This window comes from Bradyrhizobium sp. STM 3843 (genome assembly GCF_000239815.1).
Classification (GTDB): domain Bacteria; phylum Pseudomonadota; class Alphaproteobacteria; order Rhizobiales; family Xanthobacteraceae; genus Bradyrhizobium.
Map to the genome: position 1 here is coordinate 66,304 of NZ_CAFK01000014.1, position 25,063 is coordinate 91,366.

The 25,063-nt window shown below is 63.8% G+C and carries 23 protein-coding genes and 1 pseudogene; 13 read left to right on the plus strand and 11 right to left on the minus strand.

Annotation, left to right across the window (positions count from 1 at the left end):
* Positions 1 to 2: 2 nt before the first annotated feature.
* The 6 genes from ccoP to BRAS3843_RS02885 all read right to left on the minus strand — a co-directional run bounded on the left by ccoP (position 3) and on the right by BRAS3843_RS02885 (position 5,144).
* Complete coding sequence (ccoP, locus tag BRAS3843_RS02860; protein WP_008967202.1) at positions 3 to 875, minus strand: cytochrome-c oxidase, cbb3-type subunit III; 873 nt, start codon at positions 873 to 875, stop codon at positions 3 to 5.
* A 6-nt stretch (positions 876 to 881) separates the two neighbouring features.
* Complete coding sequence (locus BRAS3843_RS02865) at positions 882 to 1,046, minus strand: cbb3-type cytochrome c oxidase subunit 3 (RefSeq protein WP_035980646.1); 165 nt, start codon at positions 1,044 to 1,046, stop codon at positions 882 to 884.
* 19 nt (positions 1,047 to 1,065) lie between these two features.
* A complete protein-coding gene (ccoO, locus tag BRAS3843_RS02870) occupies positions 1,066 to 1,800 on the minus strand; it encodes a cytochrome-c oxidase, cbb3-type subunit II (RefSeq protein ID WP_035980666.1) in 735 nt (244 codons plus the stop codon).
* 14 nt (positions 1,801 to 1,814) lie between these two features.
* Positions 1,815 to 3,464: a cytochrome-c oxidase, cbb3-type subunit I gene (gene ccoN / locus BRAS3843_RS02875; RefSeq protein WP_035980647.1), complete on the minus strand. Its 1,650-nt coding sequence runs from the start codon at positions 3,462 to 3,464 to the stop codon at positions 1,815 to 1,817.
* A 386-nt stretch (positions 3,465 to 3,850) separates the two neighbouring features.
* Complete coding sequence (locus tag BRAS3843_RS02880; RefSeq protein WP_008967207.1) at positions 3,851 to 4,276, minus strand: CBS domain-containing protein; 426 nt, start codon at positions 4,274 to 4,276, stop codon at positions 3,851 to 3,853.
* A 34-nt stretch (positions 4,277 to 4,310) separates the two neighbouring features.
* Positions 4,311 to 5,144, minus strand: a complete 834-nt coding sequence (locus BRAS3843_RS02885) for a universal stress protein (protein ID WP_008967208.1) — start codon at positions 5,142 to 5,144, stop codon at positions 4,311 to 4,313.
* A gap of 298 nt (positions 5,145 to 5,442) precedes the next feature.
* On the opposite strand from BRAS3843_RS02885, the pseudogene fixL reads away from it, so the two are divergent.
* The 4 genes and pseudogenes from fixL to BRAS3843_RS02905 form a co-directional block, all read left to right on the plus strand.
* Positions 5,443 to 6,891 (plus strand): annotated as a pseudogene (gene fixL / locus BRAS3843_RS02890) (sensor protein FixL); the annotation flags it as partial.
* 6 nt (positions 6,892 to 6,897) lie between these two features.
* Positions 6,898 to 7,515: a response regulator FixJ gene (fixJ, locus tag BRAS3843_RS02895; RefSeq protein WP_008967210.1), complete on the plus strand. Its 618-nt coding sequence runs from the start codon at positions 6,898 to 6,900 to the stop codon at positions 7,513 to 7,515.
* Positions 7,516 to 7,593: 78 nt separating this feature from the next.
* Positions 7,594 to 8,001, plus strand: a complete 408-nt coding sequence (locus BRAS3843_RS02900; RefSeq protein ID WP_008967211.1) for a response regulator — start codon at positions 7,594 to 7,596, stop codon at positions 7,999 to 8,001.
* 107 nt (positions 8,002 to 8,108) lie between these two features.
* Positions 8,109 to 8,801: a helix-turn-helix domain-containing protein gene (locus BRAS3843_RS02905; RefSeq protein ID WP_008967212.1), complete on the plus strand. Its 693-nt coding sequence runs from the start codon at positions 8,109 to 8,111 to the stop codon at positions 8,799 to 8,801.
* A 12-nt stretch (positions 8,802 to 8,813) separates the two neighbouring features.
* Here the strand turns inward: BRAS3843_RS02905 and BRAS3843_RS02910 are convergent, their stop codons facing one another.
* From BRAS3843_RS02910 to BRAS3843_RS02925, 4 genes are all read right to left on the minus strand, one after another.
* The gene (locus BRAS3843_RS02910; protein WP_035980653.1) at positions 8,814 to 10,142 is read right to left on the minus strand and encodes an MFS transporter; all 1,329 of its coding nucleotides are present in this window, start codon (positions 10,140 to 10,142) and stop codon (positions 8,814 to 8,816) included.
* A gap of 97 nt (positions 10,143 to 10,239) precedes the next feature.
* On the minus strand, positions 10,240 to 10,734 hold the full coding sequence (locus tag BRAS3843_RS02915; RefSeq protein ID WP_035980654.1) for a PRC-barrel domain-containing protein: 495 nt from the start codon (positions 10,732 to 10,734) through the stop codon (positions 10,240 to 10,242).
* A 17-nt stretch (positions 10,735 to 10,751) separates the two neighbouring features.
* The gene (locus BRAS3843_RS02920) at positions 10,752 to 12,956 is read right to left on the minus strand and encodes an amylo-alpha-1,6-glucosidase (protein ID WP_008967215.1); all 2,205 of its coding nucleotides are present in this window, start codon (positions 12,954 to 12,956) and stop codon (positions 10,752 to 10,754) included.
* 104 nt (positions 12,957 to 13,060) lie between these two features.
* Positions 13,061 to 14,824, minus strand: coding sequence for an ABC transporter ATP-binding protein (locus BRAS3843_RS02925; protein ID WP_008967216.1), 1,764 nt, complete (start codon positions 14,822 to 14,824; stop codon positions 13,061 to 13,063).
* 291 nt (positions 14,825 to 15,115) lie between these two features.
* Between BRAS3843_RS02925 and BRAS3843_RS02930 the strand changes: the two genes are divergently transcribed.
* Complete coding sequence (locus tag BRAS3843_RS02930; protein ID WP_008967217.1) at positions 15,116 to 16,186, plus strand: glycosyltransferase family 4 protein; 1,071 nt, start codon at positions 15,116 to 15,118, stop codon at positions 16,184 to 16,186.
* Between the two features lie 53 nt (positions 16,187 to 16,239).
* Here BRAS3843_RS02930 and BRAS3843_RS02935 read toward each other — a convergent pair whose 3' ends face one another.
* Positions 16,240 to 17,295, minus strand: a complete 1,056-nt coding sequence (locus BRAS3843_RS02935; RefSeq protein WP_008967218.1) for an isocitrate/isopropylmalate family dehydrogenase — start codon at positions 17,293 to 17,295, stop codon at positions 16,240 to 16,242.
* A gap of 183 nt (positions 17,296 to 17,478) precedes the next feature.
* On the opposite strand from BRAS3843_RS02935, the gene BRAS3843_RS02940 reads away from it, so the two are divergent.
* From BRAS3843_RS02940 to soxA, 8 genes are all read left to right on the plus strand, one after another.
* Positions 17,479 to 18,882, plus strand: coding sequence for an MFS transporter (locus BRAS3843_RS02940; RefSeq protein ID WP_008967219.1), 1,404 nt, complete (start codon positions 17,479 to 17,481; stop codon positions 18,880 to 18,882).
* Between the two features lie 164 nt (positions 18,883 to 19,046).
* A complete protein-coding gene (locus BRAS3843_RS02945; protein WP_008967220.1) occupies positions 19,047 to 19,496 on the plus strand; it encodes a (2Fe-2S)-binding protein in 450 nt (149 codons plus the stop codon).
* 11 nt (positions 19,497 to 19,507) lie between these two features.
* Positions 19,508 to 21,691: a molybdopterin cofactor-binding domain-containing protein gene (locus BRAS3843_RS02950; RefSeq protein WP_035980657.1), complete on the plus strand. Its 2,184-nt coding sequence runs from the start codon at positions 19,508 to 19,510 to the stop codon at positions 21,689 to 21,691.
* Positions 21,692 to 21,753: 62 nt separating this feature from the next.
* Entirely contained in the window at positions 21,754 to 23,031 is a 1,278-nt protein-coding gene (locus tag BRAS3843_RS02955) for an NAD(P)/FAD-dependent oxidoreductase (RefSeq protein ID WP_008967222.1), read from the plus strand.
* Between the two features lie 4 nt (positions 23,032 to 23,035).
* Positions 23,036 to 23,473 carry a sulfur oxidation c-type cytochrome SoxX gene (soxX, locus tag BRAS3843_RS02960; RefSeq protein WP_008967223.1) on the plus strand — a complete coding sequence of 146 codons (438 nt, stop codon included), beginning with the start codon at positions 23,036 to 23,038 and terminating at the stop codon, positions 23,471 to 23,473.
* A 15-nt stretch (positions 23,474 to 23,488) separates the two neighbouring features.
* Positions 23,489 to 23,968, plus strand: coding sequence for a SoxY-related AACIE arm protein (locus tag BRAS3843_RS02965; protein WP_035980668.1), 480 nt, complete (start codon positions 23,489 to 23,491; stop codon positions 23,966 to 23,968).
* Positions 23,968 to 24,285: a thiosulfate oxidation carrier complex protein SoxZ gene (gene soxZ, locus BRAS3843_RS02970; RefSeq protein ID WP_008967225.1), complete on the plus strand. Its 318-nt coding sequence runs from the start codon at positions 23,968 to 23,970 to the stop codon at positions 24,283 to 24,285. Before BRAS3843_RS02965 ends, soxZ begins: the two co-directional genes overlap by 1 nt.
* Positions 24,282 to 25,061: a sulfur oxidation c-type cytochrome SoxA gene (gene soxA, locus BRAS3843_RS02975; RefSeq protein ID WP_008967226.1), complete on the plus strand. Its 780-nt coding sequence runs from the start codon at positions 24,282 to 24,284 to the stop codon at positions 25,059 to 25,061. The genes soxZ and soxA overlap by 4 nt, the downstream gene beginning before the upstream one ends.
* The last annotated feature ends 2 nt before the right edge of the window (positions 25,062 to 25,063 follow it).

The window sequence follows — 25,063 nt, forward strand, 5'->3', positions numbered from 1 at the left end:
CGTTACTTTCCACCACCCAGCGAGTGGACATAGACTGCCATCGCCTTGATGGTTGCAGGGTCGAGCCGCCCTTCCCAGGCCGGCATCACGCCGCCACGACCATTGGTAATGGTCTCGATCACGGTCGCCTCGTCCGAGCCGTACAGCCAGATCTTGTCGGTCAGGTTCGGCGCGCCGAGCTCCGGATTGCCCTTGGCATTATCGCCGTGGCAGGCCGCGCAGTTTTCCGCAAAGATCTTGGCGCCGGCGGCGGCGTCATAGCCCTGCCGGGTCGGCAGGCCGGACAACGACCGCACATAGTTGGCGACGTTGACGATCTCCGGCGGCTTCAGCATGCCGTCCTTGCCGAAGGCGAGCATCTGGCCTTCGTGAGCTTTCGCATTGCCGGAACGCGCGCCGTAACGGATCGTCTGCTCGATCTGATCGAGCGTGCCGCCCCACAGCCAGTCGTCATCGTTCAGGTTCGGAAAGCCCTTCGCGCCGGTCGCGCCGGTACCGTGGCACGGTGCGCAATTGTCGCCGAACACGGTCTTGCCGCGGGCCCGTGCCAGGGCAAGCAGCGCCGGGTCCTTCTCGATGTCGGCGAGCGAGGCCGTCGCGAGCGCCGCCATCTTCTCCCCGCGGATCTTCTCGAGATTGGCAAGCTCGACCGCCACTTCCGCGCGGGAGGAGTAGCCGAGCAGCCCTTTGGTGTTGCTCGATATCAGGGGCCACGCCGGATAGACGATCCAGTAGGCGATCGCCCAGACGATGGTGATGTAGAAGGTGATCAGCCACCACCGCGGCAGCGGCGTGTTGAGCTCCTTGATGCCGTCCCAGGCATGGCCGGTGGTGGCGGTGCCGGAGACGGTGTCGATTTCGCTATGGTCAGCCATGATGATTTAATCCTCCCGCAACGGCATGCGTGCCGCCTCGTCGAAAGCGGCCTGGTTGCGAGGCCAGAGGGCATAGGTCACGATCGCGATGAAAATCGCGACGAAGATCGGGGTCCACAGCGTCGTCACCAGGGACGACGCGATATTCTCAATCGCAAGGATGGGCTTCATGATTCTTGCCTTCCTAAGCTCAGCGGAGGTTGGCTTTTTCGTTGTAGAGCTTGAAGTCGACCAGCGTCCCAAGCATCTGCAGGTAGGCGATCAGCGCGTCCATCTCGGTCGGCGCACCCGGCTTGCCGTCGAAATTGCGGACCACCGCCTTCGGATAACGCTTGGTCAGCGCCTCCGAACCGGCACCGTCCGGATCGACCTGGGCCTTGAGGTCCGCTTCGGCGTTGGCGATCTGATCGTCCGTATAGGGCACGCCCACCGCCCGCAGCGTCTTCAGATGGTCTGCGATATTGCTCGCGTTGAGCTCGGTCTCCTTCAGGAACGGATAGCCGGGCATCACCGATTGCGGCACGATCGCGCGCGGGTTGGTCAGATGGGTGACGTGCCAGTCGTCGGAATATTTGGCGCCGACGCGGGCGAGGTCAGGACCGGTACGCTTCGACCCCCATTGGAACGGATGGTCGTACATGCTCTCCGCCGCCAGCGAGAAGTGGCCGTAGCGCTCCACCTCGTCGCGCAGCGGACGGATCATCTGCGAGTGGCAGAGATAGCAGCCCTCGCGGACGTAGATGTTGCGGCCGGCCAATTCCAGCGGCGTGTAGGGACGCACGCCATCGACCACCTCGATCGTGCTCTTCAGATAGAACAGCGGAGTGATCTCGACGAGGCCGCCGATCGCGATCACCAGCAGGATGCCGATGACCAGGATGATCGAGTTCTTCTCGATGACTTGGTGTCGTTGCCAGAAAGACATGGTGTGATCGCTCCTCATTCCGCCGGCTGAAGCGCGACGGGCGATTCGACTTCCGCCTCACCGACACGCACGGTCATCCAAAGATTGTAGGCCATGATCAGTGAGCCGATCAGGAACAGCGCCCCGCCGGCGGCACGGATGATGTAGAAGGGATGCATCGCCTCGACGGTCTCGATGAACGAGTACTCAAGGAAGCCGAGCGCCGTGTAGGACCGCCACATCAGGCCCTGCAGGATGCCCGAGACCCACATCGCGGAGATGTAGAGCACGATGCCGAGCGTTGCAGTCCAGAAGTGCCAGTTGACCAGCTTGAGGCTGTAGAGGCCACGGCGATTCCAGGCCCACGGCACCAGGCAGTACAGCGCGCCGAAGGAGACGAAGCCGACCCAGCCGAGCGCACCGGAGTGCACGTGACCGATGGTCCAATCGGTGTAGTGGCTGAGCGAATTGACCACCTTGATCGACATCATCGGGCCTTCGAAGGTCGACATGCCGTAGAAAGCGACGGAGACGACCAGCATGCGCAGCACCGGGTCGGTGCGGAGCTTGTCCCAGGCACCCGACAGGGTCATCAGGCCGTTGATCATGCCGCCCCAGGAAGGCATCCACAGCATCACCGAGAAGGTCATGCCCAGGGTCTGGGCCCAATCCGGCAGCGCAGTGTAGTGCAGGTGGTGCGGACCAGCCCAGATGTAGAGGAAGATCAGCGCCCAGAAGTGGATGATCGACAGCCGGTAGGAATAGATCGGCCGCTCCGCCCGCTTCGGAATGAAGTAGTACATGATGGCGAGGAAGCCGGCGGTCAGGAAGAAGCCGACTGCGTTGTGCCCGTACCACCACTGGAACATCGCGTCCTGCACACCGCCCCAGGCGACGTAGGACTTCGAGCCGAGCAGCGAGACCGGCAGCGCCGGGTTGTTGCCAAGGTGCAGAACCGCGATGGTGACGATGAAGGCAAGGTAGAACCAGTTCGCCACGAAGATGTGCGGCTCCTTGCGCTTGATGACGGTCACCAGGAACACGAGCAGATAGGTGACCCAGACGATGGTCAGCCACAGGTCGGAGTACCACTCAGGCTCGGCATATTCCTTCGACTGCGTCACGCCGAGTAGATAGCCGGTGCCCGCGATCAGGATGAAGAAGTTGTAGCCGACCACCACGAACCAGGGGGCGAGATCGCCCGCGAGACGCGTGCGGCAGGTCCGCTGCACGACGTAGAACGAGGTCGCAAGCAACACGTTGCCGCCGAAGGCGAAGATCACCGCCGACGTATGCAGCGGCCGCAACCGTCCGAAGCTGGTCCACGGCAGATCGAAATTGAGCCAGGGCCAAGCGAGCTGGCTGGCGATGATCAACCCGACCGTGAAGCCCGCAATGCCCCAGAACATCGCCATGAAGGATGCGAACTTGACCGGGCCGAGATTGTAATTCGGCCGGCCGTTGATCTCCTGCGGCGGCAGCTCGGCCGGACGCTCGAAGTAACGGTTGAGAATCACGAATACGGACGCCGCGCTCGCAGCCGCCCCGAGCGAGGCGTGGAACGCGAAGGCCGGATCCAGCGCTTTCGCGGCGGCAAAGACGCACAGGAAAGCGGTAACGGCGAAAATGAGCGCCAGCCCACTTTCACCGATGGTCATTGATTTTGCTGTTGAGGACGCGCTCATGCGGAATCTCGCTGAAAGAAGACGAGACTAGCAACCATAATCGGGCACACGGGGAATTGATCGAAATCAAGATGAGTAAGTAATGGTTTTGCCGCTTTCGCAGTATTCGACAGCCGCGCAGCCTATTCGTTACGCATGACGCAATCGTCCGTATCTATACGGGCCGAGTTCGAGTTGCGGTTCGCGACGCGTGCAGCCGTCAAACAGAGGCATTCGGCGTGGGACGAAAGCGCAAATGTGCGTTCCGATCAGCTTGTTCGCGCGATCGTCACCGGAACTCCAAATTCAAGAGCCGCCCCCAGCGGGCGGTTCATGACAATCGCTTCAGTTTCACAATCGCTTCGGTTTCGCTGCGAAATCCATCAGGGACGTTCTGAATCGGATTCCTAGCGATTGGCCGCGGCCGCCAGCGCGCGCACGATATCTTCACGCGCGATGATGCCGACCAGCCGGTTCTCGCCATCGGTCACCGGCAGGCTGCGAATGCGATGCTCGACCATGAGCTGCAGCACCCGCGTCAGCTTGGTGTCCGGACGGACGTAGATGAACTCCGTCGTCATGATGTCTGAGACCTTGCGGTTCATCAGGTCGCTGTATTGCGGGAGCATCTGGTTCTGCGTGAACGCAAAGCACCTCAGCATGTCGAACTTGGTGACGATGCCGATGACCGCGTCGTTGTCCGTCACCGGATAGGAGTTGAAATCGTCACGGTCGAGCATCTCGCTCAGCTCGCGCACCGTCGTGTCGCGAGTGACCGTCTTGACGTCCCGCGTCATATAGTTGCCGGCTGTCTCTTCGAGAAATCTGTACAAGGTGCAATCCCGCTCAAATTCGTCGCTACTGGACTTAATGTGACAACAACACGCAGCGCCGCGCTCGCGTCACGAGATGCTCGGTCACGCCACCGAGCACCAGTTCGCGGAATCGCGAATGGCCATACGCGCCGGCGACGACCAGTCCGGCGTTGATGTCGTCGGCAACCGATTCGAGTGCGGCGGCCACATCCTGCTTCTCGGCCGGCTCGACCACCCTCGCCGATGCGACCACGCCATGCCGCGCCAGCCATGCGACCACGTCGCCAAGACGCTCCCCGCAGGCATCGCGCTCGGCGGCATCCTCCAGGATCTCGGTCACCACCACGTCCTTTGCCTTGGCGAGCAGCGGCAGCGCGTCGGCGACCGCGCGGCGCGACTCCGGCGTGTCCTTCCAGGCCACCAACACGCTGCGCAGGTCGAGCCAGGTCAGGTCGTCGGGCACCACCAACAGCGGGCGCCCCGCCTGCATCACCAGATCCTTCGGGCTAGCCGTAGCGAAAGCGTCGGAGATGGCCTGGTTCTGGACGCCGCAGACCAGAATATCGGCAGCGCGCGCCTGGGCCAGCACGTAGCGCGTCGGGAAATCGAGTGCACTTCGCCAGCTCACGGCACGCGCACGGGCGGTGACGGCGTCCCGAAAGTCCGCCTCAAGCTCGCCGAGTCTGCGTTGCACCGCAGCCTCCCCCTGCCAGATCAGGTCCTGGGCTTGTTCGCCTGTCGTGAAATACAGCGGCGGGCTGAACTGCCCCGCGGCCGCTCCGATCACTTCGGCGCCAAAGCGCTCCGCGAGGTCGCCCGCGACCTGGAGGCGGGCCGCGTTCGGCTGATCGAGCGCGAGACTCACCATCACGGCGGCGAATGTCATCCCATCTCTCCACGCATTGCTTCCATCTCTTCTTAGAGATGAAATCAGAGCCCGTGATGAGATAGATCAATCCGGACGCAAAGCGCGATGGCAGGCGCGCCGCGTCCTGCGGTCAGGCTAAGCCCTGAATTTTGCGAGAAAAATTTACCTTTCTCTCAAGCGCACGTCATCTGATATAGGATAGTGGTCGCACCGGGCACGCCGGTGCCAGCAGAGATCGGCGAACGACTGAACCGTGCGCGGCGTAACCCAACCCTTTCCCGATGCGTCCATGCGCCCCGAAGACGCCCGCTCGCTGGGTTTCGGAGCCTGGGACTTCGACCTTGAGACCCGGCAGATGTACTGGTCGGAGACCACCCGGAAGCTGTTCGGGGTCGCCGCCGATCAGCCGGTGACGCTCGACTCATTCCTGTCGCTTCTCAGCGAGGGCGACCGCGCCCCGGTCGAAACGGCAATCGAACATGCCCGCCTGCAGGGCTCCGGCTTCGATATGTCATTCAAGGTCTCCGACGGCGCGACGGCAGGCGAACAATGGATCCGCGTATTGGCCGGCATTGTGCCCGACGGGGCCGGCGAGCCGCGATATCTGAGGGGCATAGCGCTCGACATCAATCAGGAAAAGCAGCTCGAGGAAGCGTTACGAACCCGCGAGCGGCACTTGCGCTCGATCCTGGACACGGTGCCGGATGCGATGATCGTGATCGACGGCCAGGGAAGCATCCAGTTCTTCAGCACGGCTGCGGAGAGACTGTTCGGCTTCACCGAGCAGGAGGCGATCGGGATGAACGTTCGGGAGCTGATGCCCGAGCCGGACCGATCACGCCATGACAGCTATCTCGCGCGCTACCACGCCAGCCGCGAGCGCCACATCATCGGCATCGGACGCATCGTGACCGGGCGGCGCCGCGACGGCACGACCTTTCCCATGCACCTGTCGATCGGCGAGATGCAGTCGGGCGGCCAGCCCTATTTCACCGGCTTCGCGCACGACCTGACCGAGCACCAGCAGACCCAGGCACGGCTCCGGGAGCTGCAATCAGAGCTGGTCCATGTGTCGCGCCTGACCGCGATGGGGGAAATGGCCTCCGCGCTTGCGCATGAGCTCAACCAACCGCTGGCTGCGATCAGCAATTATATGAAGGGCTCCCGCCGGCTGCTCGCTGGCAGCGACGACCCGAACACGGCCAAGATCGAGAATGCGATGGATCGCGCCGCCGAGCAGGCGATTCGCGCCGGCCAGATCATCCGGCGGCTGCGCGATTTTGTCTCCCGCGGCGAATCGGAAAAGCGGGTCGAAAGCCTGTCCAAGCTGATCGAGGAAGCCGGCGCGCTCGGGCTCGCCGGCGCGCGCGAGCAGAACGTCCAGCTCCGCTTCAACCTCAATCCGGAAGCCGACCTGGTGCTTGTCGACCGGGTGCAGATCCAGCAGGTGCTGGTGAACCTCTTCCGCAACGCTCTGGAGGCGATGGCACAGTCAAGCCGGCGCGAGCTGATCGCCAGCAACCGCAAGGTTGGAGACGACTTGATCGAGATCGCCGTCTCGGATACCGGAACAGGGTTCCACGAAGACGTCATGCCCAACCTGTTCAAGACCTTTTTCACCACCAAGGACACCGGAATGGGAGTTGGTCTGTCCATCAGCCGCTCTATTATCGAGGCTCACGGCGGACGCATGTGGGCCGAAAACAACGACGCTGGCGGCGCAACCTTCCGCTTCACGCTGCCCGCGGCGCCCGACGAAGGTTGAGCGACAATGGCCGAAAAGGCGAAGGTCTATGTGATCGACGACGACGAGGCGATGCGGGACTCACTCAATTTCCTGCTCGACTCCTCGGGATTCGAGGTGATCCTGTTCGAGGACGCGCAGAGCTTTCTCGACGCACTCGCAGATCTCTCGTTCGGATGCGTGGTCTCGGACGTGCGGATGCCCGGAATCGACGGCATCGAACTCTTGAAGCGGATGAAGGCCGCACACTCCAGCTTTCCGATCGTGGTCATGACCGGGCATGGTGACGTCCCGCTCGCGGTCGAGGCGATGAAGCTCGGTGCGATCGACTTTTTGGAAAAGCCCTTCGAAGACGAACGCCTCGTCGGCATGATCGAGTCGGCGATTCGGCAGGCCGAGCCAGCCGCCAAGAACGAAGCGGCCACACAGGACATCCTCGCGCGCATCGCGACACTGAGCCCTCGCGAGCGTCAGGTCATGGACGGACTGATGGCGGGCCTGTCGAACAAGCTGATTGCGCGCGAATACGACATCAGTCCACGCACCATCGAAGTCTATCGCGCCAACGTCATGACCAAGATGGGTGCAAACAGTCTGTCCGAACTGGTGCGCTTGGCGATGCGTGCCGGCGCGCTGAAGGATTGAGCCAGATCAAGCCGATCTTCCGGATTCCGATGCATGTTGAAAATTATCCTTTCAACCTGCATGCGCGCGTCACTTGCAATGTCGGCTATCCCCAAACCCAAGGTCTATGTTGCCGACGATGACGTGGGCGTCCTCAGCTCGCTCCAATTCCTGCTGGAGACCGACGGCTTCGACGTGCGAACCTTTCGCAGCGGAACGGCGCTTCTGAACGCGCTGGACCATGTCCCGATCGACTGCTTCGTGATCGACTACAAGATGCCCGATATCAACGGGGTGGACTTGACCAACGACCTTCACAGGCGGGGCGCGACGGCACCGGTGGTTTTGATCACCGGCCATTATGACGACAAGCTCGCCGCGCGGGCTGCAGCCGCGGGCGTGTACGACTTCCTGTTGAAGCCGCTGTTGGACGAGAATCTCATCAAGCGCGTGCGGAAAGCGATCGCCGACCGGCAGGCCGCTACCGGTCACGACCCGGCTGCCTGACCATCTCCGTAGATCTACGTAAGGAGACCTCCTTAAGATATCGCGCTAAATTTCCTTAACAGGTGCAGCACTGTACCCATTCACCATCCGCCGCAAAGGAGATGGTCATGCTCAATCAGTCGCTCACCGGTTCGGTCGTCAGCACCAAAATCAGCCCCCCTGCTCCAGCTCCTGTCATCAACCAATTTGCCGAGATCACGGGCCATGCCGGGCTGATCGCGACCGAATTCTCCTACAAGAAGGACGAGGAGATCTATGGTGAGGACGAGCCCGCCGAATACGTCTACCAGGTGATTTCGGGTGCTGTTCGCAGCTATAAGTTGCTGTCCGACGGCCGCCGCCAGATCGGCGCCTTCCACCTTCCCGGCGACGTGTTCGGCCTGGAATCCGGCACCGCGCACCGGCTGGCCGCGGAGGCCATCATCGACACCACCGTTCGCCTGGTGAAGCGCCGCAGCCTCGAACACGCCGCAAACGTCGACGTGGCTGTGGCCCGCAAGCTCTGGACCATGACGGCCAATGACCTGCGTCACGCCGAAGACCACATGCTCCTTCTGGGACGCAAGACCGCGATGGAGCGGGTTGCGACCTTCCTGCTGGAGATGGATCGCCGCCTGGCAGTCGCCGGCATGATGGCGCTGCCGATGTGCCGGCGCGACATCGGCGACTATCTCGGCCTGACCCTCGAAACCGTCTCGCGGGCGCTGTCGCAGCTGCACAGCCAGGGCATCCTCGGCTTCTCGGGTGCACGCCAGATCGTGCTGCGCAACCGCCAGCGCCTGCACAGCATGGACGCCTGAACCCCTTCGCGTTCAGCCCCTCCTACTGTCGCGCTGCCGTGTCTCCGGCATCAGCAGCGCGATCAGCAAAAGCCCCGCCATCGCCACCCCCGCCAGGCCGGCAAAGGCGGTGGCGCTGCCGAATTTGTCGCTGACATAGCCGGCAAGCACGGTCGACAGCGACGCACCGATACCGGTTGCCGTGCCGACGATACCCTGCGCCAGATTGAAGTGGCCGCTGCCGAAGGCGACGTCGGCCACGATCAGCGGCACCATCACGCTGAACACCGCAGCCGTGATGCCATCGAAGATCTGCACCGCGACCAGCAGATAAGGGTCGTGCACCACCGCGAACAGCAGCCCGCGAAAAACCAGCGCACCAAAGCCTAGCAGCAGCAGCGGCCGCCGGCCCCAGGATTGGGCCACGGCGCCGACCGACGGTGAGGTCAGGGCCACGATCGCCTGCGGGACCACGATGCAGAAGGCGATCAGCACGGTGGCCCATTCGCTGGAGCGCATCGTCACCACGCCCGCCATCAGCGGCAGCATCGCCGCGTTGGCAAGTTGCAACATGAAGACGCCGCAGGCAAAGATCAGCAGCGCCCGCTTGCGCATCAGGCTCAACAGGCTCGCAAACCAGGCAGCCTCCGCCTCAGGCGGATCCGCCACGCCATGCGCCTGCGCGATATTGATCTCATTGTCGCAGATGCGCGACAGCGCGATGAGGGTCGGGAACGCCAGAACAAAAGTGACCAGGAACACCGACCGGCTGGAGAGCAGATAGCCACAGGTCCCCATGACCGCGGCGGCAACGCCGCTGCCAAGCGAAGCGAAACGGGCATTGCGGCCGAGCCGCCGGGCCATGCCATGTGGCCCGACCAGCCCGAGGCTGATCGCGGCAATTGCCGGCCCCAGCACACAGCTTGCGGCCGCATGCAAGGTCGCGGCGATCGCAACCACCGGAAAGATCGGCCAGGCCGCATAGGCGAGCGCCGCGCAGCCGATCGTCGCAACCGCGAGCCCGGCAACGAGCCGCTCGGATTTCGCAGCATCGATGATCGCGCCGCCCGGCATCTGGCCGATCAGCCCGACGATGCCGCCGATCGACAGCACCAGGCCGATCTCAGACTGCGTCCATTTCTGGGTGGTCAGATAAACCGCGATGAATGGCCCGAACCCCGTCTGCACGTCGGCGAGGAAGAAGACGAACCAGTCGAGACCGCGCAGGCTCTGCCGCGAGGGTTCCGGCCGCGGCGCAGGCGGCTGGCCCATCTCGGCGCTGCGGTGAGCGCGATCCTCCGCATCTTTGCGGAGATCGGGATCACCCCGGGCAGCGGATCTGGATGGCCGCGCAATCAGCATGGCTCTCCGTGTCTCATGATGTCGATCGCGGGACGCAGACGTCCCGCCGCCGGTCTGACGCGAGCACCGCGCCGGACCGGCGATATGACGCACAAACTCAATGATCAAAAAGCCAGGGCGACAGCTTGCCGGCCGCGCCCAACACAACGACCGGCTTATCTTCCTTGTACTCCGGTGCGGCCTTCACCTGTTCCTTGGTGAGATCAAGCGTGACGTGGTCGCTCTTGTCGGCCAAATGCGCGAAATTGAGTGCCGTCCAATCGACGACGATCTTGCGGCTGCCGACGCCGAGGAAGCCGCCGAAATCGATCACTGCGGCACGAATCGTACCGGTCAGGTCCACGATGACATCGACGATGTGGCCCATGTCTTCGCCGGTTGAGCTGCGCACGTCGCGGCCCAGGACGCCGTGCGCATCCTGCGCCCCGAGGATCGTGACCGACGGCGGCGGCGCTGGTTCTTTCGCAGGCGGCGCAGGCGTAGCCGTAGGCGCAGGAGAAGGTGTTGCGATCGGTGCCTCGTCAGCGCGCAACGATGGCGCCGCGGCGGCCGCGAGCAGCGTGACGACGAGGATGCGACCCATCATGCGCATGCGCTCTCTCGCCTCCCTCAATGCGCAAGCACGATCGATATCTGGATCTGGCCGCGGCGGCGCAAGACCTCGAGCGAGACATCTTCGCCGTGACGGCGCAGGCACATGTCCACGGTCGAGGACCCAAGCTGCAGGTCGCGCAGCACCACCCAATCCAGGAATGCGGGCAGCCGCGGATTGCGCAGCCGGATCTCGCCTCTGACGGCGTCGAATTCCAGTCCGAGCGCGGCCTCCAGTAACGTGAATGAGGTCGCACTGGCCCAGGCTTGCGGCGCGCAGGCCACAGGATAAAGCGTTGGCCCGCGGTTCTTCTCGCGCCGGAAGCCGCAGAACAATTCCGGCAACCGGCGCAGATCCATATAGGCGGCCGCGTCGAACAGGCCCTTGAACACCTGCTCGACTGCGTGTTTGAGACCGTAGCGCGCCAGTCCCAGCGCAATCAGGGCATTGTCGTGCGGCCAGATCGAGCCGTCGTGATAGGACATCGGATTGTAGCGGGCCTCACCATGGGCAATGGTGCGAATGCCCCAGCCTGAGAAGAAGTACGGCCGCATCAGATCGGCGGCGACTTTGTGGGCGCGATCCTCGCGCACCATGCCGCTGAACAAGAGCTGACCCGCGTTCGAGCTGCGCACCCGGCACGGCTTTTTCTCGCCATCGAGCGCGAGCGCATAGGTGTTCAGTTCCTCGCACCAGAAGGCATCCTCAAAGCGGCTGGCGAGACTCGCGGCCTCTGCTTCAAGCCTATCGGCGATATCGGTCTTGCCCAGATGCCGCGCACTGCGCGCCGCAAGAAGCTTGCCCGCAAATACGTAGCCCTGCACTTCCGCGAGCGCGATATAGCCTTCCGCCAGCCGGCCGTCGGCGTGAAACACCGCGTCGTAGGAATCCTTCCAGCCCTGGTTGGCGAGCCCCTGCTCCGAGGCGCGCTGATATTCGATAAAGCCGTCGCGGTCGGGATCGCCGGGGCCATCGATCCAGCGCAGGCCGGCCTCGATCGCCGGCCACAATTCGCGCAGCGTATGGATATCGCCGGTTCGCTCGTAATACAGTCCGGCAAGCAAGACGAACAGCGGCGTCGAATCGACGCTGCCGTAGTAGCAGGCGAACGGCACCTCTCTCAGCGCCGCCATCTCGCCGCCGCGCATCTCGTGCAGGATCTTGCCGGGCTCGGCGTCGGCAAGCGGGTCGGTCTCCTTGGCTTGATAGAAGGCGAGCCGGCGCAACACGCCGCGGGCGATGCGCGGATCCACCCACAGCATCTGCATCGCCGTGATCAGGCCATCGCGTCCGAATGTGGTCGAATACCAGGGAATGCCGGCATACGGATAACGGCCCTGTGGGGTGTCGGTCATCAGCATGTTGAGGTCGGCCATGGCCTGGCACAGAACCTCGTTGAAGATGTCGTTGGAGGTCTCGATGCTGGTCGCACCGCGGGTGCACGAGCGCATCTCGCGCCGGTGGGCGAGCAGGCTGGGGAAGAACCGCCCTGGCTTCTCGCCCGCCCGCGCATTGCAGGAGACCGCAACGAAGACGGAGCGCGATTCGTGCGGCGCCAGATCAAGATGAAAGATCGCCGTATTGACCGAGAGCCGCGTCGGACGCGGATCGAAATTGAGGGCCGTGGTCCGCGTCACGCCGTCGAGCCCGCGATATTCGAGCCGCACGCCCGCGGGTCCCTCGAGCTTGCTCGAACCGACGCCACGCCGTTGCCGTACAGCGCCCCGGACCTCGAACAGGTCAGCGAAGTCATTGTCGAAGGTCAACTTCAAATCGAGGCTGGCGCGCCGGTCGCCGTGATTCTGCACTCCGATCCGCTGATAGGCCGTTCCGCGCCACAGGAAGATCGTGCGCACGATATGCAGCATGTCCTTCGACATCACCAGCCGCCCTTGGTGATAGATGTCGGGATTTGTCAGATCGATCGTCAGCGCCGAATTGTCATCACGCAGGCTTGATCCCAACAGCAGCGGCTGAACGTCATCCAGCATCAATTCCAGCCGCGCGAGATAGCGCGTATCGGAATTGAACAGCCCGTCAGGTCCGCCGGCCGAGGCCCCGATGTCGCCGTGGCCATCCAGCACGATGAAGGTATCGTCATGCTTGAGCGAGCGCCGCGGCCGTGCCGCAGGCCCCGTCATCGGAATATAGAACGGCTGCTCCGCAACCGGCTCGTCGGTGTGCGCGGTCGATATAAGCATGCTCGCGAGTTCAGCCGACATCTTGACCTCGTGCATTGTTGGATTGCGCATTCAGCGGGCGCAATGACGCGATGCAAAGAAGCGAGGTGCCCCCTTCTACACCAAGCTTCCGCGACGTGTATCCGTCAGGCGGCGAATTTGGCAAGCCGGGTCATTTCCTGGGTCACAAGCTCGCGATATGGACCCTCGCCCTGCATCAGCCGGTCCGGCGGACCGTCCTCGAGAATCCGGCCGGCCCTCAGCACCACCACGCGGTCGAAGTTCCGCAGCGTCGCAAGCCGGTGCGCGATCGCAATCACAGTGCGGCCGCGCATCAGGCGTCCGAGCGCCTCGCGGATAGCCTCTTCCGACTCGCTGTCGAGCGCAGCGGTGGCCTCGTCCAGCAGCAGGATCGGTGCGTCCTTGAGGAAGGCGCGCGCAATCGCGATCCGCTGGCGCTGGCCGCCCGACAGTTTGACGCCGCGGTCGCCGACCATCGTCTGCAGCCCGTCAGGCAGGGCATCGACGAAATCGCAGCGCGCTGCGATTGCTGCCCGCAGCACCTCGTCGTCGGTGGCGCTGGGACGGCCATAGCGAATGTTCTCGAGGATGGACCTGTGGAACAGGGAGATGTCCTGCGGCACCACCGAGATCGCTTCGCGCAGGCTCTGCTGTGTGACCCTGGCGATATCTTGGCCATCGATCGTGATGGTGCCGTTCTGCGGATCGTAGAACCGCTGCAGCAACGTGAACAGGCTCGATTTGCCGCCGCCGGATTGGCCGACCAGCCCGACCCGCTGTCCCGGCTGCAGCCGCAGCGTGAAGTTCTCGAAGATCTTCTGCCCGCCCGGATATTGGAAACTGATGTTGTTGAAGGCGATCGCGGCGCCAATCTTCATCAGCGGCTCCGCCTCGGGATGATCGCGCAGCTCATGCGGCTGCAGCAGCGTGGCGATCGCCTCGCTCAACCGCGCGACATGCTGGGTGACGTCGACTAGCGCCACCGCGAGGTCGCGGGTGGAATTCAGGATGCAGAGACCGAGGGTACAGACCAGCACCACATCGCCGGTGGTCGCGCCGCCCTTCTGCCACAGCGAGATCGCCCAGGCCATCACGGCAATCGTCAGAACGATGGTGACGCTGGCATGCATGATACGCAGTTTTTCCAGATAACGAAGGCTGCGGCCGCGTGCGACCAGTTCCTTATCGACGGTGGCGTCAAAGCGGTCATGCTCGTGACGCAGACCGCAGAACGCCCGCACCAACGGCATGTTGGAGATGACGTCCACCATTTCGCCGTCCACGATCGCAGCCTTATCGGCAAAATCGTCATGGAGCGGCTTGCCTGCGGCCGCTAAGCGGAACATCGCAAATACCATGGCGCCGGCAATCAAAAGCAGGCCCGCGGCCATGGCGACGCTGACGGTTCCAATCAGGCAAATCGCCGCGATCGTCGCAAAGCACGGCGGCAACACGTTCCAGACGAACATGTTTTCCACCGTGAACACGGCATTGGACGTCGCAGTGATGCGGCTCGACAACATGCCTGGAAGCCGATCGCCGAAATAGCTCGGAGCATGCCCAGTGAGATGGCGGAAGATGTCACGGCGCAGATCGCCGGTAACCCTGACGAATGTGAAACTGGCGATCCAGCTCGCTACCCGCCACAAGATGTTGTCTGTCGCGATCAGCGCCATCAACAACGCGAAGGCGGTCCAGACCTGGCCTCCGCCCCCTGGTCCCGCGGACAGGCTATCGACCAGGAATTTAACGCCATATTGCGTGCCTACGGAGCAGGCAACCGCGCCAACAACAGCCGACAAGATGATGAGGTGGGCTGCCGGGCGCCTACGCAGATAGCGCATGACGAACGGAAAGGGCCGATGCGCGTAGCCTGAAAGCTGATCCATGTGATGTCCGTTGGAACATGTCGGAAGGGGGCGATCCGATTCAAGCGAATGAACGACGACTGATTTATTCGGTTCCCACCGTATCTCCATCCAACTGCCAACGTTGTCCAAACACCACCGGCTTGAGTAGCCGAGATGGCAGCAATGAGAACTTCGGGAGGACACGATGTGGCGAAGAAACAATGATTGTTGAAGGGAACTTCGCAGATGCGAGGACGTTCCTGCTCTCGGCGGTGCCGGTGCCAATCGGAGGGGGATCTTCATTCATGATCAGAGACGGGAGACGGTGAGATGCGCATTGCGCAGATTGCTCCATTGACGGAGGCTGTGCCTCCGAAACTCTATGGCGGCACCGAGCGGGTGGTTCATTGGTTGACTGAGGAGCTGGTTGCGCTGGGCCATGATGTCACGCTGTTTGCAAGCGGGGACTCACAGACATCGGCGAAATTGTGCGCGACCTGGCCGCGAGCTCTGCGCCTCGACGGCTCAGTGCGTGATCCCAACGCCCTTCACATGGTGATGCTGGAGAACGTGCGACAGCGATGTGATGATGAAGAGTTCGACATCCTGCATTTCCATCTCGACTACTATCCGTGGTCGCTGTTCTATCGCCAACCGACGCCGTTCCTGACCACGTTGCATGGCCGGCTCGATCTGCCTGAGCACCAACCGGTGTTCTCGATTTTCAAAGATCTTCCCGTCGTTTCAATTTCGGATGCGCAACGCCGTCCCGTGCCAAACGCGAATTGGGTCAGCACCGTGCTGCACGGGCTGCCGGAGACTCTGCTGACGCCGAAGCCGGTGAGGCCGAGCTACCTTGCCGTGCTCGGCCGCATCGCCCCGGAAAAGGGCGTCGACCGAGCGATCAAGATCGCGATGCGCTGTGGCGTTCCGCTCAAGATCGCCGCCAAGGTGGATCGTGCGGATCAGGATTATTATGATCAGCTCATCTCACCCCTGATCAACGGCAATCCGCTGGTCGAGTATGTCGGCGAGATCGGCGATCACGAGAAAGCGGAATTCCTCTCCGGTGCGATCGGACTGCTGCTGCCGATCGACTGGCCGGAGCCGTTCGGCCTCGTGATGATCGAATCGATGGCCTGCGGCACGCCGATCATTGCGTATAACCGCGGCTCAGTGCCGGAGGTGATCGATGACGGCATCACCGGCTTCGTCGTCGAGGACGAGCTCAGCGCGGTCGCGGCCGTCGGCCGGCTTCCCGACCTGAGCCGCGCCCGCGTACGCGAGCAGTTCGATCGTCGCTTTACCGCCCGCCGCATGGCGCTGGATTATCTGGCCGCCTATCGCAGCCTGATGAACCAGGCGGAGCCGCGCATCAAGCTCGTCTCTAGCGCCGAATAGACCACATGCCGTACGACTGACAGGCCGGATCATCAATGATCCGGCCTGTCGTGCTATGTTAAGCGTGCGGCGATCGCCGCGCCTGCCGCCGCAGTGCCGAGGGAGCCACCGACGTCGCGGCTCGCCTGTCCCTCCGCGATCGCCTTCGCCACCGCCTTTTCGATCGCGTCGGCTGCAGAGATAAAACGCGGAGCGCCGATACGCTCGCCATGCCAGGACAGCAGCAACGCGGCCGAGAGAATGAGCGACACCGGATTGGCGACATCCTGTCCGGCGATATCGGGCGCCGAGCCGTGGGCGGCCTGCGCCATGGCATAGTTCGCGCCCCTGTTGAGCGAGCCGCCAAGGCCGAGGCTGCCGGAGAGCTCGGCGGTGAGATCCGAGAGGATGTCACCAAACATGTTGGTGGTCACGAGAACGTCGAAGCGGCGCGGCTCGCGCACCACATGCGCCATCATGGCGTCGACCAGCACCTCCTCGACCACGAGCCCCGAGTAGCCGAGCGCTATCTCCCTGCAGATGTCGAGAAACAGGCCGTCGCCCATCCGCAGCACATTAGCCTTGTGGACGATGGTGAGGTGCTTGCGCCTGACCATCGCGAGTTCACAGGCAACCCGCGCGATCCGTTCGCAGCACTGCCGGGTGATCCGCCGCAACGACACCACGACATCAGGCGTGACCTTGAGCTCGGCATTGCCCTCCTCCATGTTGCGATCGGCATAGAAGCCTTCGGTGTTCTCACGCACCACCACCAGATCGAATTCGCCGACACGGTGGGGGCGGCCGGCATAAGTGCGCGCCGGACGGATGTTGGCGAACAGATCGAGGTTCTTGCGAAAATAACGTGATGGGTTGATCTCGCCTCGCGCCTCGTCCTTGAAGTCGAAGGTCGCGGTCGGCCCGAGGATCAGGCCATCGGCGGCCCGCACGATCTCGAGCAGGTCGGGGCGCACCGTGGTGCCGAACTGCGCAAGGCTCGCATGTCCGACAGCATGCTCGTCGAGCATCAGGCCCAGCTGAAACTGTTCGGAGGCCGCACGCAGCACGTGCGACGTCGCCGCTGCAATTTCCGGCCCGATACCGTCACCCGGCAGAACAACGATCCGCATCGCTCACTCCTCCGCGCCTGAAGCTGCGGTCGTTTGAGCATGACGACGGGCGGGACGCCAGCGGTGCCGGAGCTACCTCAGCGCATACCGCCATGCGCCGGCATGACTTAAGAGACCGGCCTGTCCGGTGTACACGCTCAAGGACGCGATCCCGCGAAGCAAAGGCCCGAGGAAAAACCAGGGATGTCCAATCGCCACCACGCCCAGCGGCACGGAAATCCCGGTGACATCTCCGATGGCCTGCCGGAAAACCGCAGGAGATGGGCGGTCGCCGCGATCTTCACCGCGCTCGCGATGGCCTCGCTCGACACCGCGATTGCCAATATCGCCTTGCCCGCGATCTCGGCGGATCTGCATGTCAGCGCGGCTGATGTGGTCTGGGTGGTCAACATCTATCAGATCGCGCTGGTCGCGACCTTGCTGCCGCTCGGTGCGCTCGGCGAGATCGTCGGCCATCAGCGGATCTATCTCGGCGGCCTCTTGCTGTTCACGCTCGCCTCGGTCGGCTGCGCGCTGGCCTGGTCGCTGCCGAGCCTGGTCGTCGCCCGCGCGCTGCAAGGCTTGGGCGCCAGCGGCATCATGAGCGTGAACACTGCGCTGGTCCGCTTCGTCTATCCCGGCAAGATGCTGGGTCGCGGCCTTGGCCACAACGCACTGGTGGTCGGGATTGCCTTCACGTTCGGGCCGACCATCGCGTCGGCAATTCTTGCGCTCGGCTCCTGGCCGTGGCTGTTCGCGGTCAACCTGCCCTTCGGCCTGGTCGCGATCGTGATCGGGCTGAGGATGCTGCCGCGAACGCCGCGCGCCGAGCATCGCTTCGACTTCTTGGGTGCCGCCCTGGCCGCCGCCTGCCTCGGCCTCTTCATCACCGGGATCGGCAGCGCCGCCCACGGAACCGCCCTGCTCGTGGTCGCTCTCGAGCTCGCAGCCGCGCTTGTGCTCGGCGTGATCCTCAACCGCCGCCACGCCGATCACCCGGCCCCGATGCTGCCCATGGACCTGTTCCGCCGCGGCATGTTCGCGCTCTCGGCTGCGACCGCCGTGTGCTCCTTCTCGGTACAGGGTCTCGGCTTCGTGTCGCTGCCGTTCTATTTCGAGGACGTCCTGCAGCGCTCGCAGGTCGAGACCGGGTTCTTCATGACGCCCTGGCCGCTGGCGGTTGCCATCATGGCACCGATTGCCGGCCGGCTATCCGACCGCTTCCCCGCTGGGCTCTTGGGCGGCATCGGCCTCGTCATGCTCGGGACCGGCATGGCACTGCTCGCGCTGTTGCCGGACAATCCGAGCATTCCGAACATCGTCTGGCGCATGCTGATCTGCGGCGTCGGATTCGGCTTCTTCCAGGCGCCAAATATGAAAGCCATCATGTCGAGCGCGCCGCCGCATCGCAGCGGCAGCGCGAGCGGCATCGTCGCCACTGCGCGGCTCACGGGCCAGACCACCGGGGCGGCGCTGGCCGCGCTCTGCTTCAGCCTCGCCGGCCACGAAGGCGCAACCTTGGCGCTGGCGCTGGGCGCGGGCTTCGCCGGGCTCGGCAGCGTCATGAGTTTTCTGCGCCTCGCTGTTGCGCCACCGCGTGCTACATAGGCGGCAGCTGTTTGCACGCAGACGAGGTGCCGACACGACGGCCAACACCGCGAGATCAAATCTCTTCCCAACTACAAACGCAGATTCTTGATTTGAAGGATTCCAAGGTTCGGGCCACAGTGCCCGCAGTTCAACTGGCGCGTTGAACGAACCGGGGATATGCGATGGCAAACCTGACGATCAATGGAAAATCCTTCACGCTCGATGTCGAACCCGATACGCCGCTTTTATGGGCGATCCGCGAAAACGCCGGACTGACGGGAACTAAATATGGTTGCGGCATCGCACAATGCGGTGCCTGCACCGTGCATATGGATGGCGCGGCCGTACGCTCCTGCGGCGTCAGCGTCTCCGAAGCCGAAGGCAAGCAGATCACCACCATCGAAGGTCTCACCAGCGAAGGCGTCCTGCACAAAGTGCAGCAGGCCTGGCTCGACAATGACGTTCCGCAATGCGGCTATTGCCAGAGCGGCATGATCATGGCGGTTGCGGCACTCCTGAAGGACAATCCGAAACCGACCGACCAGGACATCAACGACACCATCACCAATATCTGCCGCTGCGGCACCTTCCAGCAGGTGCGCGACGCGATCCACGCCGCGGCGAACGCGTGAGGGAGGCCATCATGAATCAGCACGTGACGCCTCAGCTCAACCGTCGCGCCTTTGTCATCGGCACCGCCGCGCTTGGCGGTGGTCTTGCACTCGGGCTCGACATTCCGTTCGGCGGACCTCAGATCGTCCGCGCCGCCGATGGCACGCCGGAGGTCAATGCCTGGGTGGTGATCCGGCCCGACGACACCGTCGTGATCCGGATCGCCCGCTCCGAGATGGGCCAGGGCACTCTGACCGGGCTCGCGCAGCTGGTGGCCGAAGAGCTCGCCTGCAACTGGAGCAAGGTGACGACGGAGTATCCCACGCCCGGGCAGAATGTCGCCCGCAAGCGCGTGTGGGGCGATTTCTCGACCGGCGGCAGCCGCGGCATCCGCACCTCGCAGGACTATGTGCGCAAGGCCGGCGCCACCGCACGCATGATGCTGATCCAAGCGGCCGCGAACGAGTGGAAGGTGCCGGTCGCCGAGTGCACGGCTGCCAACAGCGTCATCACCCATTCGCCGACGGGCAGGACCACGACCTACGGCAAGGTCGCCGAAGCCGCGGCGAAGCTCGCGCCGCCTGCCGACGTCAAGCTGAAGGATCCCAAGGACTGGACCCTGATCGGCAAGGGCGTGAAGCGGCTCGATACGCCCGACAAGGTCACGGGCGCGATGATCTACGGCATCGATATCAAGCTGCCGGGCATGCTGAATGCCGCGATCAAGGACTGTCCGGTCACCGGCGGCAAGCTCAAGAGCTATGACGAAGCCAAGATCACCGGCATGAAGGGCGTCAAGAAGGTGGTCGCCGTCGACGGCACGGCGGTGGCCGTGATAGCCGACACCTGGTGGCATGCGAAGACCGCGCTCGATGCGTTGCCGATCGTCTGGGACGAAGGTCCGAACGCCAAAGTATCCTCCGCATCGATCGCGCAATGGCTCGCCGAAGGTCTCGACTCCGGGCCGGCCTATGTCGGCAACGAGAACGGCGACGTCAAGGCCGCGCTCGCGGGCGCCGTGAAGAAGGTCGAGGCGGTCTACAACTATCCCTATCAGAACCATGCCAACATGGAGCCGCTGAACGCGACCGCGCTCTACACGGCCGACAAATGCGAGGTCTGGTGCGGCACTCAGAATGGCGAAGCGGCGTTCGCAGCGGTGCTCGAAGCGACTGGCTTCCCGGCCGATAAGTGCGAGGTGCACAAGGTCATGCTCGGCACCGGCTTCGGCCGGCGCGGTCAAACCGACTATGTCCGCCAGGCCGTGCAGATCGCCAAGCAGATGCCGGGCACACCGATCAAGCTGCTATGGTCGCGCGAAGAAGACATGACGCATGGCCGCTATCATCCGATCACCCAGTGCAAATTGACCGGCGGCTTCGACGCCGACAACAATCTCACCGCCCTGCACATCCGGATCTCCGGGCAATCGATCCTGTTCAGCCTGCGTCCTGAGGCGCTGGTCAACGGCAAGGATCCGGCGACCTTTGCCGGGTTCAACGCGACAGGCGATGCTGTGATCGGCTATTCGGTGCCCAATCTCCTGATCGAGCATTCGATGCGCAACCCGCACATCATCCCAGGCTTCTGGCGTGGCGTGAACGTGAACCACAACGCAATCTATCTGGAATGCTTCATGGATGAGCTTGCCAATGCGGCCGGCCAGGACCCGCTCGAGTTCCGGCGCAAGCTGATGAAGGATCATCCGAAGCATCTCGCGGTCCTGGAGGCGGTGGCCGACAAGATCGGCTGGGGCACGGACGCACCGCAGGGCGTCTATCGCGGCCTCGCCCAGCTGCATTCCTACGGCAGCTATGTCGCGGCTGCCGCCGAGATCTCGGTCACTGACGGCAACAAGATCAAGGTGCAGCGGATCGTGGCCTCCACCGACCCCGGCTACGTCGTCAATCCGGCACAGGTCGAGCGGCAGATCGCGGGCTCCTTCGTCTACGGCCTCAGCGGCCTGTTCTATGGCGGCTGCACCGTGAAGGACGGCCGCATCGAGCAGACCAACTTCGACACCTACAACTCGATGCGCATCAACGAGATGCCGAAGGTGGAATCGATCCTGATGCCGAGTGGCGGCTTCTGGGGCGGGGTCGGCGAGCCCACCATCAGCGTCGCCGCACCTGCGGTGCTGAACGCCTATTTCGCCGCCACGGGAAAACGGATCCGCTCGGTGCCCTTGCGCGACCAGAACATCAGCTTTGCCTGATGCGAGATGGCGGCGACCTCGTTACATGCGGCCGCCGCCATTGATAGTATGAAGTCATGTCAATGATCTCACCGCCGCGGGCGACGCGGAGACAAGCCGCAGGCCTCCTTGCCGCGAGCGCCATCGCGCTCGCGTTGCCGCATGTCGCGCGCGCGCAAGCTTCCGCGCGGGTCGTCGTGATCGGCGGTGGCTTTGGCGGCGCCAGCTGCGCGCGGGCGCTGCGCAAGGCTGATCCACGGCTCGACGTGACGTTGGTCGAGACCAACGCGACCTTCACCTCCTGTCCCCTGAGCAACGAAGTCATCGCCGGCCTGCGCGACCTGTCTGCGCAGCAGTTTTCCTACAGCCGGATCGCGGCCGACGGCGTGCGCGTCATCGCCCAGGCGGCGACTGCAATCGATGCGCAGGCGAGGAAGGTGACGCTCGCCGACGGCAGCTCGCTTTCCTATGACCGCCTTGTGCTCTCGCCCGGCATCGATCTCGATTTCACCGCGCTGCAGGGCTATGACGAGGCCGCCTCGACGAAGATGCCGCATGCCTACAAGGCCGGCGAGCAGACGCTGCTCCTGCGCCGGCAAATCGAGGCGATGGACGATGGCGGCACGGTCGCGATCGCGGTCCCCGCTAATCCCATGCGCTGCCCGCCCGCGCCTTACGAGCGTGCCAGCCTGATCGCTCACTATCTCAAAGCGCGCAAGCCGCGATCGAAAGTGCTGATCCTCGACGCCAAGGACACCTTCTCGCAGCAGAAGTTGTTCGAGCAGGCCTGGAACGCGCTTTATGGCGATATGATCGAGCGCATCTCGCTCTCGCAGGGAGGTCGGGTCACCGGCGTTGAGGTTGCGACCGGTACCGTCATCACCGAGTTCGGCAACTACAATCCCCAGGTGACGAATATCATCCCACCTCAGAAGGCCGGACGCATCGCCGCGCTCGCCGGCGCTACCGACCACACCGGCTGGTGCCCCATTGATCCCGTCACTTTCGAATCCAGGCTCGTGCCCGACATCCATGTCATCGGCGATGCCTGCCTTGGCGGCGGCATTCCGAAGTCAGGCGCCGCGGCGCGGGCCCAAGGCAAGGCCTGCGCTTCCGCGGTCGTCGCGCAGCTCGCGGGCAAAACGCCGGAGCCGCCGAGCCTGACCGGCATCTGCTACAACACCGTCGCGCCGGGCTATGCGTTCTCGCTGGCCGGCGTCTATCAGCCCAAAGGCGACATCTTCGCCGAGGTCGAGGGCGGCCGAACCAGCCCGGTGGACGCGTCGCGCGAGACTCGCGCCAAGGAAGCGCAGGACGCGGAGGCCTGGTTCAAGACCCTGACGGGTGACATCTTTGGCTAGGCGCATGGCTGCGATCGCCTGCTGTTTCTTGGCAGCCGCCCTGCCCCACGTCGCGGTTGCGCAGGCACTCGCGTCCTACAGCATCGCCGGCGACGGGATCGCAGAATCCTTGACGGGGCAGCCCGGCGATGCCGTCCGCGGACGCGCGTTGGTCGCCGACCGCAGTTCCACCTGTATCCTCTGTCACGCCGCTCCGCTGCCGGAGGTGCGGTTCCAGGGCGACCTGGCGCCGAACCTCGCCGGCGTCGGCAGCCGCTGGAGCGTTCCGCAGCTGCGCCTGCGCCTGGTCGATGCCTCGAAGTTCAAGTCGGACACCATCATGCCGTCCTATTATCGCGTGGACGGGCTGACACGGGTTGGCCGCAACTGGCAAGGCAAGCCGATCCTGGGCGCGGAACAGATCGAGGATATCGTGGCCTATCTCGCAACCCTACGTGACTGAGACCATATGAAGCGCATGGCCAACATGTCAGACATCTCGCGCCGTCACGTGCTGCAGCTGGCAGGAAGCGCCGCGCTGTGCGGCGGCTTGCCCATCGTTACCGTGCGCCCGGCGCAAGCGACACCGGCGATGCTGTCCTCGGCAATCCGCAACCTGGTCGGCGAAGCGACCGTGCAACAGGGCAAGGTCAAGCTCGACATTCCGCCGCTGGTCGAGAACGGCAACACCGTGCCGATGACGGTCAGCGTCGATCATCCGATGACCGAGACCGACTACGTCAAGAGCATCCATGTCTTCAATGAGAAGAACCCGCAGCCGAATATCGGCAACTTCTACCTGACGCCGCGGGCCGGACGGGCACAGGTCGCGACCCGCATCCGGCTCGCCGACAGCCAGAAGGTGGTCGCGATCGCGAAATTGTCCGACGGCTCGTTCTGGCAGACCAGCGCGGACGTGATCGTCACGCTCGCCGCCTGCACCGAGGAGGTGCCGTGATGGCCGCCCTGGTCAATGTGCCGCCGAAGGCCAAACGCGGCGCCGTCGTCGAGATCAAGGCCTTGATGAGCCACATCATGGAGCCGGGCTATCGACGCACGGCAGCCGGCGAGCTGATTCCGCGCGACATCATCACGAGCTTCACCTGCCGCCTCAACGGTGCCGAGATCTTTCGCGCCGATCTGTTCCCGGCGATATCAGCCAATCCCTTCATGTCATTCTTCACGATCGCGACCGAGAGCGGCAAGTTCGAGTTCGAATGGATCGGCGACAACGGCTTCGTCGCCAACGCTGCTGCTAACATCACGGTCGAATGATGCGGCTCTGCGCGGCTGCTTTCATATTCGCAGCGCTGGGCGCCCTGCCCGTGCTGGCCGCCGAAATTCCTGCTGCGGACCGGCGCTCGGGTTACAGCTTCATGTCGTCAGACAGCAAGGCGATGCAGGACGACGACACCGCCAATCCCGGCATGCTGGCCGTGCTCGAAGGCGAAACGCTGTGGCAGACCAAGCAAGGTGATGCGGGCAAGGCCTGCGCCGATTGCCATGGTGATGCTGCGACAAGCATGAAAGGCGTTGCGGCGCGCTATCCCGCCTTCGATGCCGCGCTGGGCCGACCGGTTGATCTCGAGCAGCGCATCAACATCTGCCGCAGGGATCACCAGCAGGCGAGCCCGTTCCCCAACGAGAGCCATGAGCTCCTCGCACTGGCCACCTATGTCGCGCAGCAATCGCGCGGGCAGCCGATCACCACGGGGGACGATTCCGCGCTGGCGCCGTTCATTGCCAAAGGACGTGAGCTGTTCATGCAGCGACAGGGCCAGCTCAATCTCGCCTGCACCAATTGCCATGACGACAACTGGGACAAGCACCTCGCGGGCTCCGCGGTCACGCAGGGACAGCCGACCGGCTATCCGATCTACCGGCTGGAGTGGCAGGCCATGGGCTCGCTCCAGCGACGCATCCGCGGCTGCATGACCGGCGTGCGCGCGCAGGCGTTCGACTTCGGCTCGCCGGAGATGGTCGCGCTCGAACTCTATCTGATGTCCCGCGCCCACGGCATGCCGCTGGAGACGCCGGCGGTGCGGCCCTGAGC

Coding starts and splice junctions, on each gene's coding strand:
- ccoP (WP_008967202.1), bottom strand. CDS start 875: ATGGCTGACCATAGCGAAATCGACACCGTCTCCGGCACCGCCACCACC.
- BRAS3843_RS02865 (WP_035980646.1), bottom strand. CDS start 1,046: ATGAAGCCCATCCTTGCGATTGAGAATATCGCGTCGTCCCTGGTGACG.
- ccoO (WP_035980666.1), bottom strand. CDS start 1,800: ATGTCTTTCTGGCAACGACACCAAGTCATCGAGAAGAACTCGATCATC.
- ccoN (WP_035980647.1), bottom strand. CDS start 3,464: ATGAGCGCGTCCTCAACAGCAAAATCAATGACCATCGGTGAAAGTGGG.
- BRAS3843_RS02885 (WP_008967208.1), bottom strand. CDS start 5,144: ATGACATTCGCCGCCGTGATGGTGAGTCTCGCGCTCGATCAGCCGAAC.
- fixJ (WP_008967210.1), top strand. CDS start 6,898: ATGGCCGAAAAGGCGAAGGTCTATGTGATCGACGACGACGAGGCGATG.
- BRAS3843_RS02900 (WP_008967211.1), top strand. CDS start 7,594: ATGTCGGCTATCCCCAAACCCAAGGTCTATGTTGCCGACGATGACGTG.
- BRAS3843_RS02905 (WP_008967212.1), top strand. CDS start 8,109: ATGCTCAATCAGTCGCTCACCGGTTCGGTCGTCAGCACCAAAATCAGC.
- BRAS3843_RS02910 (WP_035980653.1), bottom strand. CDS start 10,142: ATGCTGATTGCGCGGCCATCCAGATCCGCTGCCCGGGGTGATCCCGAT.
- BRAS3843_RS02915 (WP_035980654.1), bottom strand. CDS start 10,734: ATGCGCATGATGGGTCGCATCCTCGTCGTCACGCTGCTCGCGGCCGCC.
- BRAS3843_RS02920 (WP_008967215.1), bottom strand. CDS start 12,956: ATGTCGGCTGAACTCGCGAGCATGCTTATATCGACCGCGCACACCGAC.
- BRAS3843_RS02925 (WP_008967216.1), bottom strand. CDS start 14,824: ATGGATCAGCTTTCAGGCTACGCGCATCGGCCCTTTCCGTTCGTCATG.
- BRAS3843_RS02930 (WP_008967217.1), top strand. CDS start 15,116: ATGCGCATTGCGCAGATTGCTCCATTGACGGAGGCTGTGCCTCCGAAA.
- BRAS3843_RS02935 (WP_008967218.1), bottom strand. CDS start 17,295: ATGCGGATCGTTGTTCTGCCGGGTGACGGTATCGGGCCGGAAATTGCA.
- BRAS3843_RS02940 (WP_008967219.1), top strand. CDS start 17,479: ATGTCCAATCGCCACCACGCCCAGCGGCACGGAAATCCCGGTGACATC.
- BRAS3843_RS02945 (WP_008967220.1), top strand. CDS start 19,047: ATGGCAAACCTGACGATCAATGGAAAATCCTTCACGCTCGATGTCGAA.
- BRAS3843_RS02950 (WP_035980657.1), top strand. CDS start 19,508: ATGAATCAGCACGTGACGCCTCAGCTCAACCGTCGCGCCTTTGTCATC.
- BRAS3843_RS02955 (WP_008967222.1), top strand. CDS start 21,754: ATGATCTCACCGCCGCGGGCGACGCGGAGACAAGCCGCAGGCCTCCTT.
- soxX (WP_008967223.1), top strand. CDS start 23,036: ATGGCTGCGATCGCCTGCTGTTTCTTGGCAGCCGCCCTGCCCCACGTC.
- BRAS3843_RS02965 (WP_035980668.1), top strand. CDS start 23,489: ATGGCCAACATGTCAGACATCTCGCGCCGTCACGTGCTGCAGCTGGCA.
- soxZ (WP_008967225.1), top strand. CDS start 23,968: ATGGCCGCCCTGGTCAATGTGCCGCCGAAGGCCAAACGCGGCGCCGTC.
- soxA (WP_008967226.1), top strand. CDS start 24,282: ATGATGCGGCTCTGCGCGGCTGCTTTCATATTCGCAGCGCTGGGCGCC.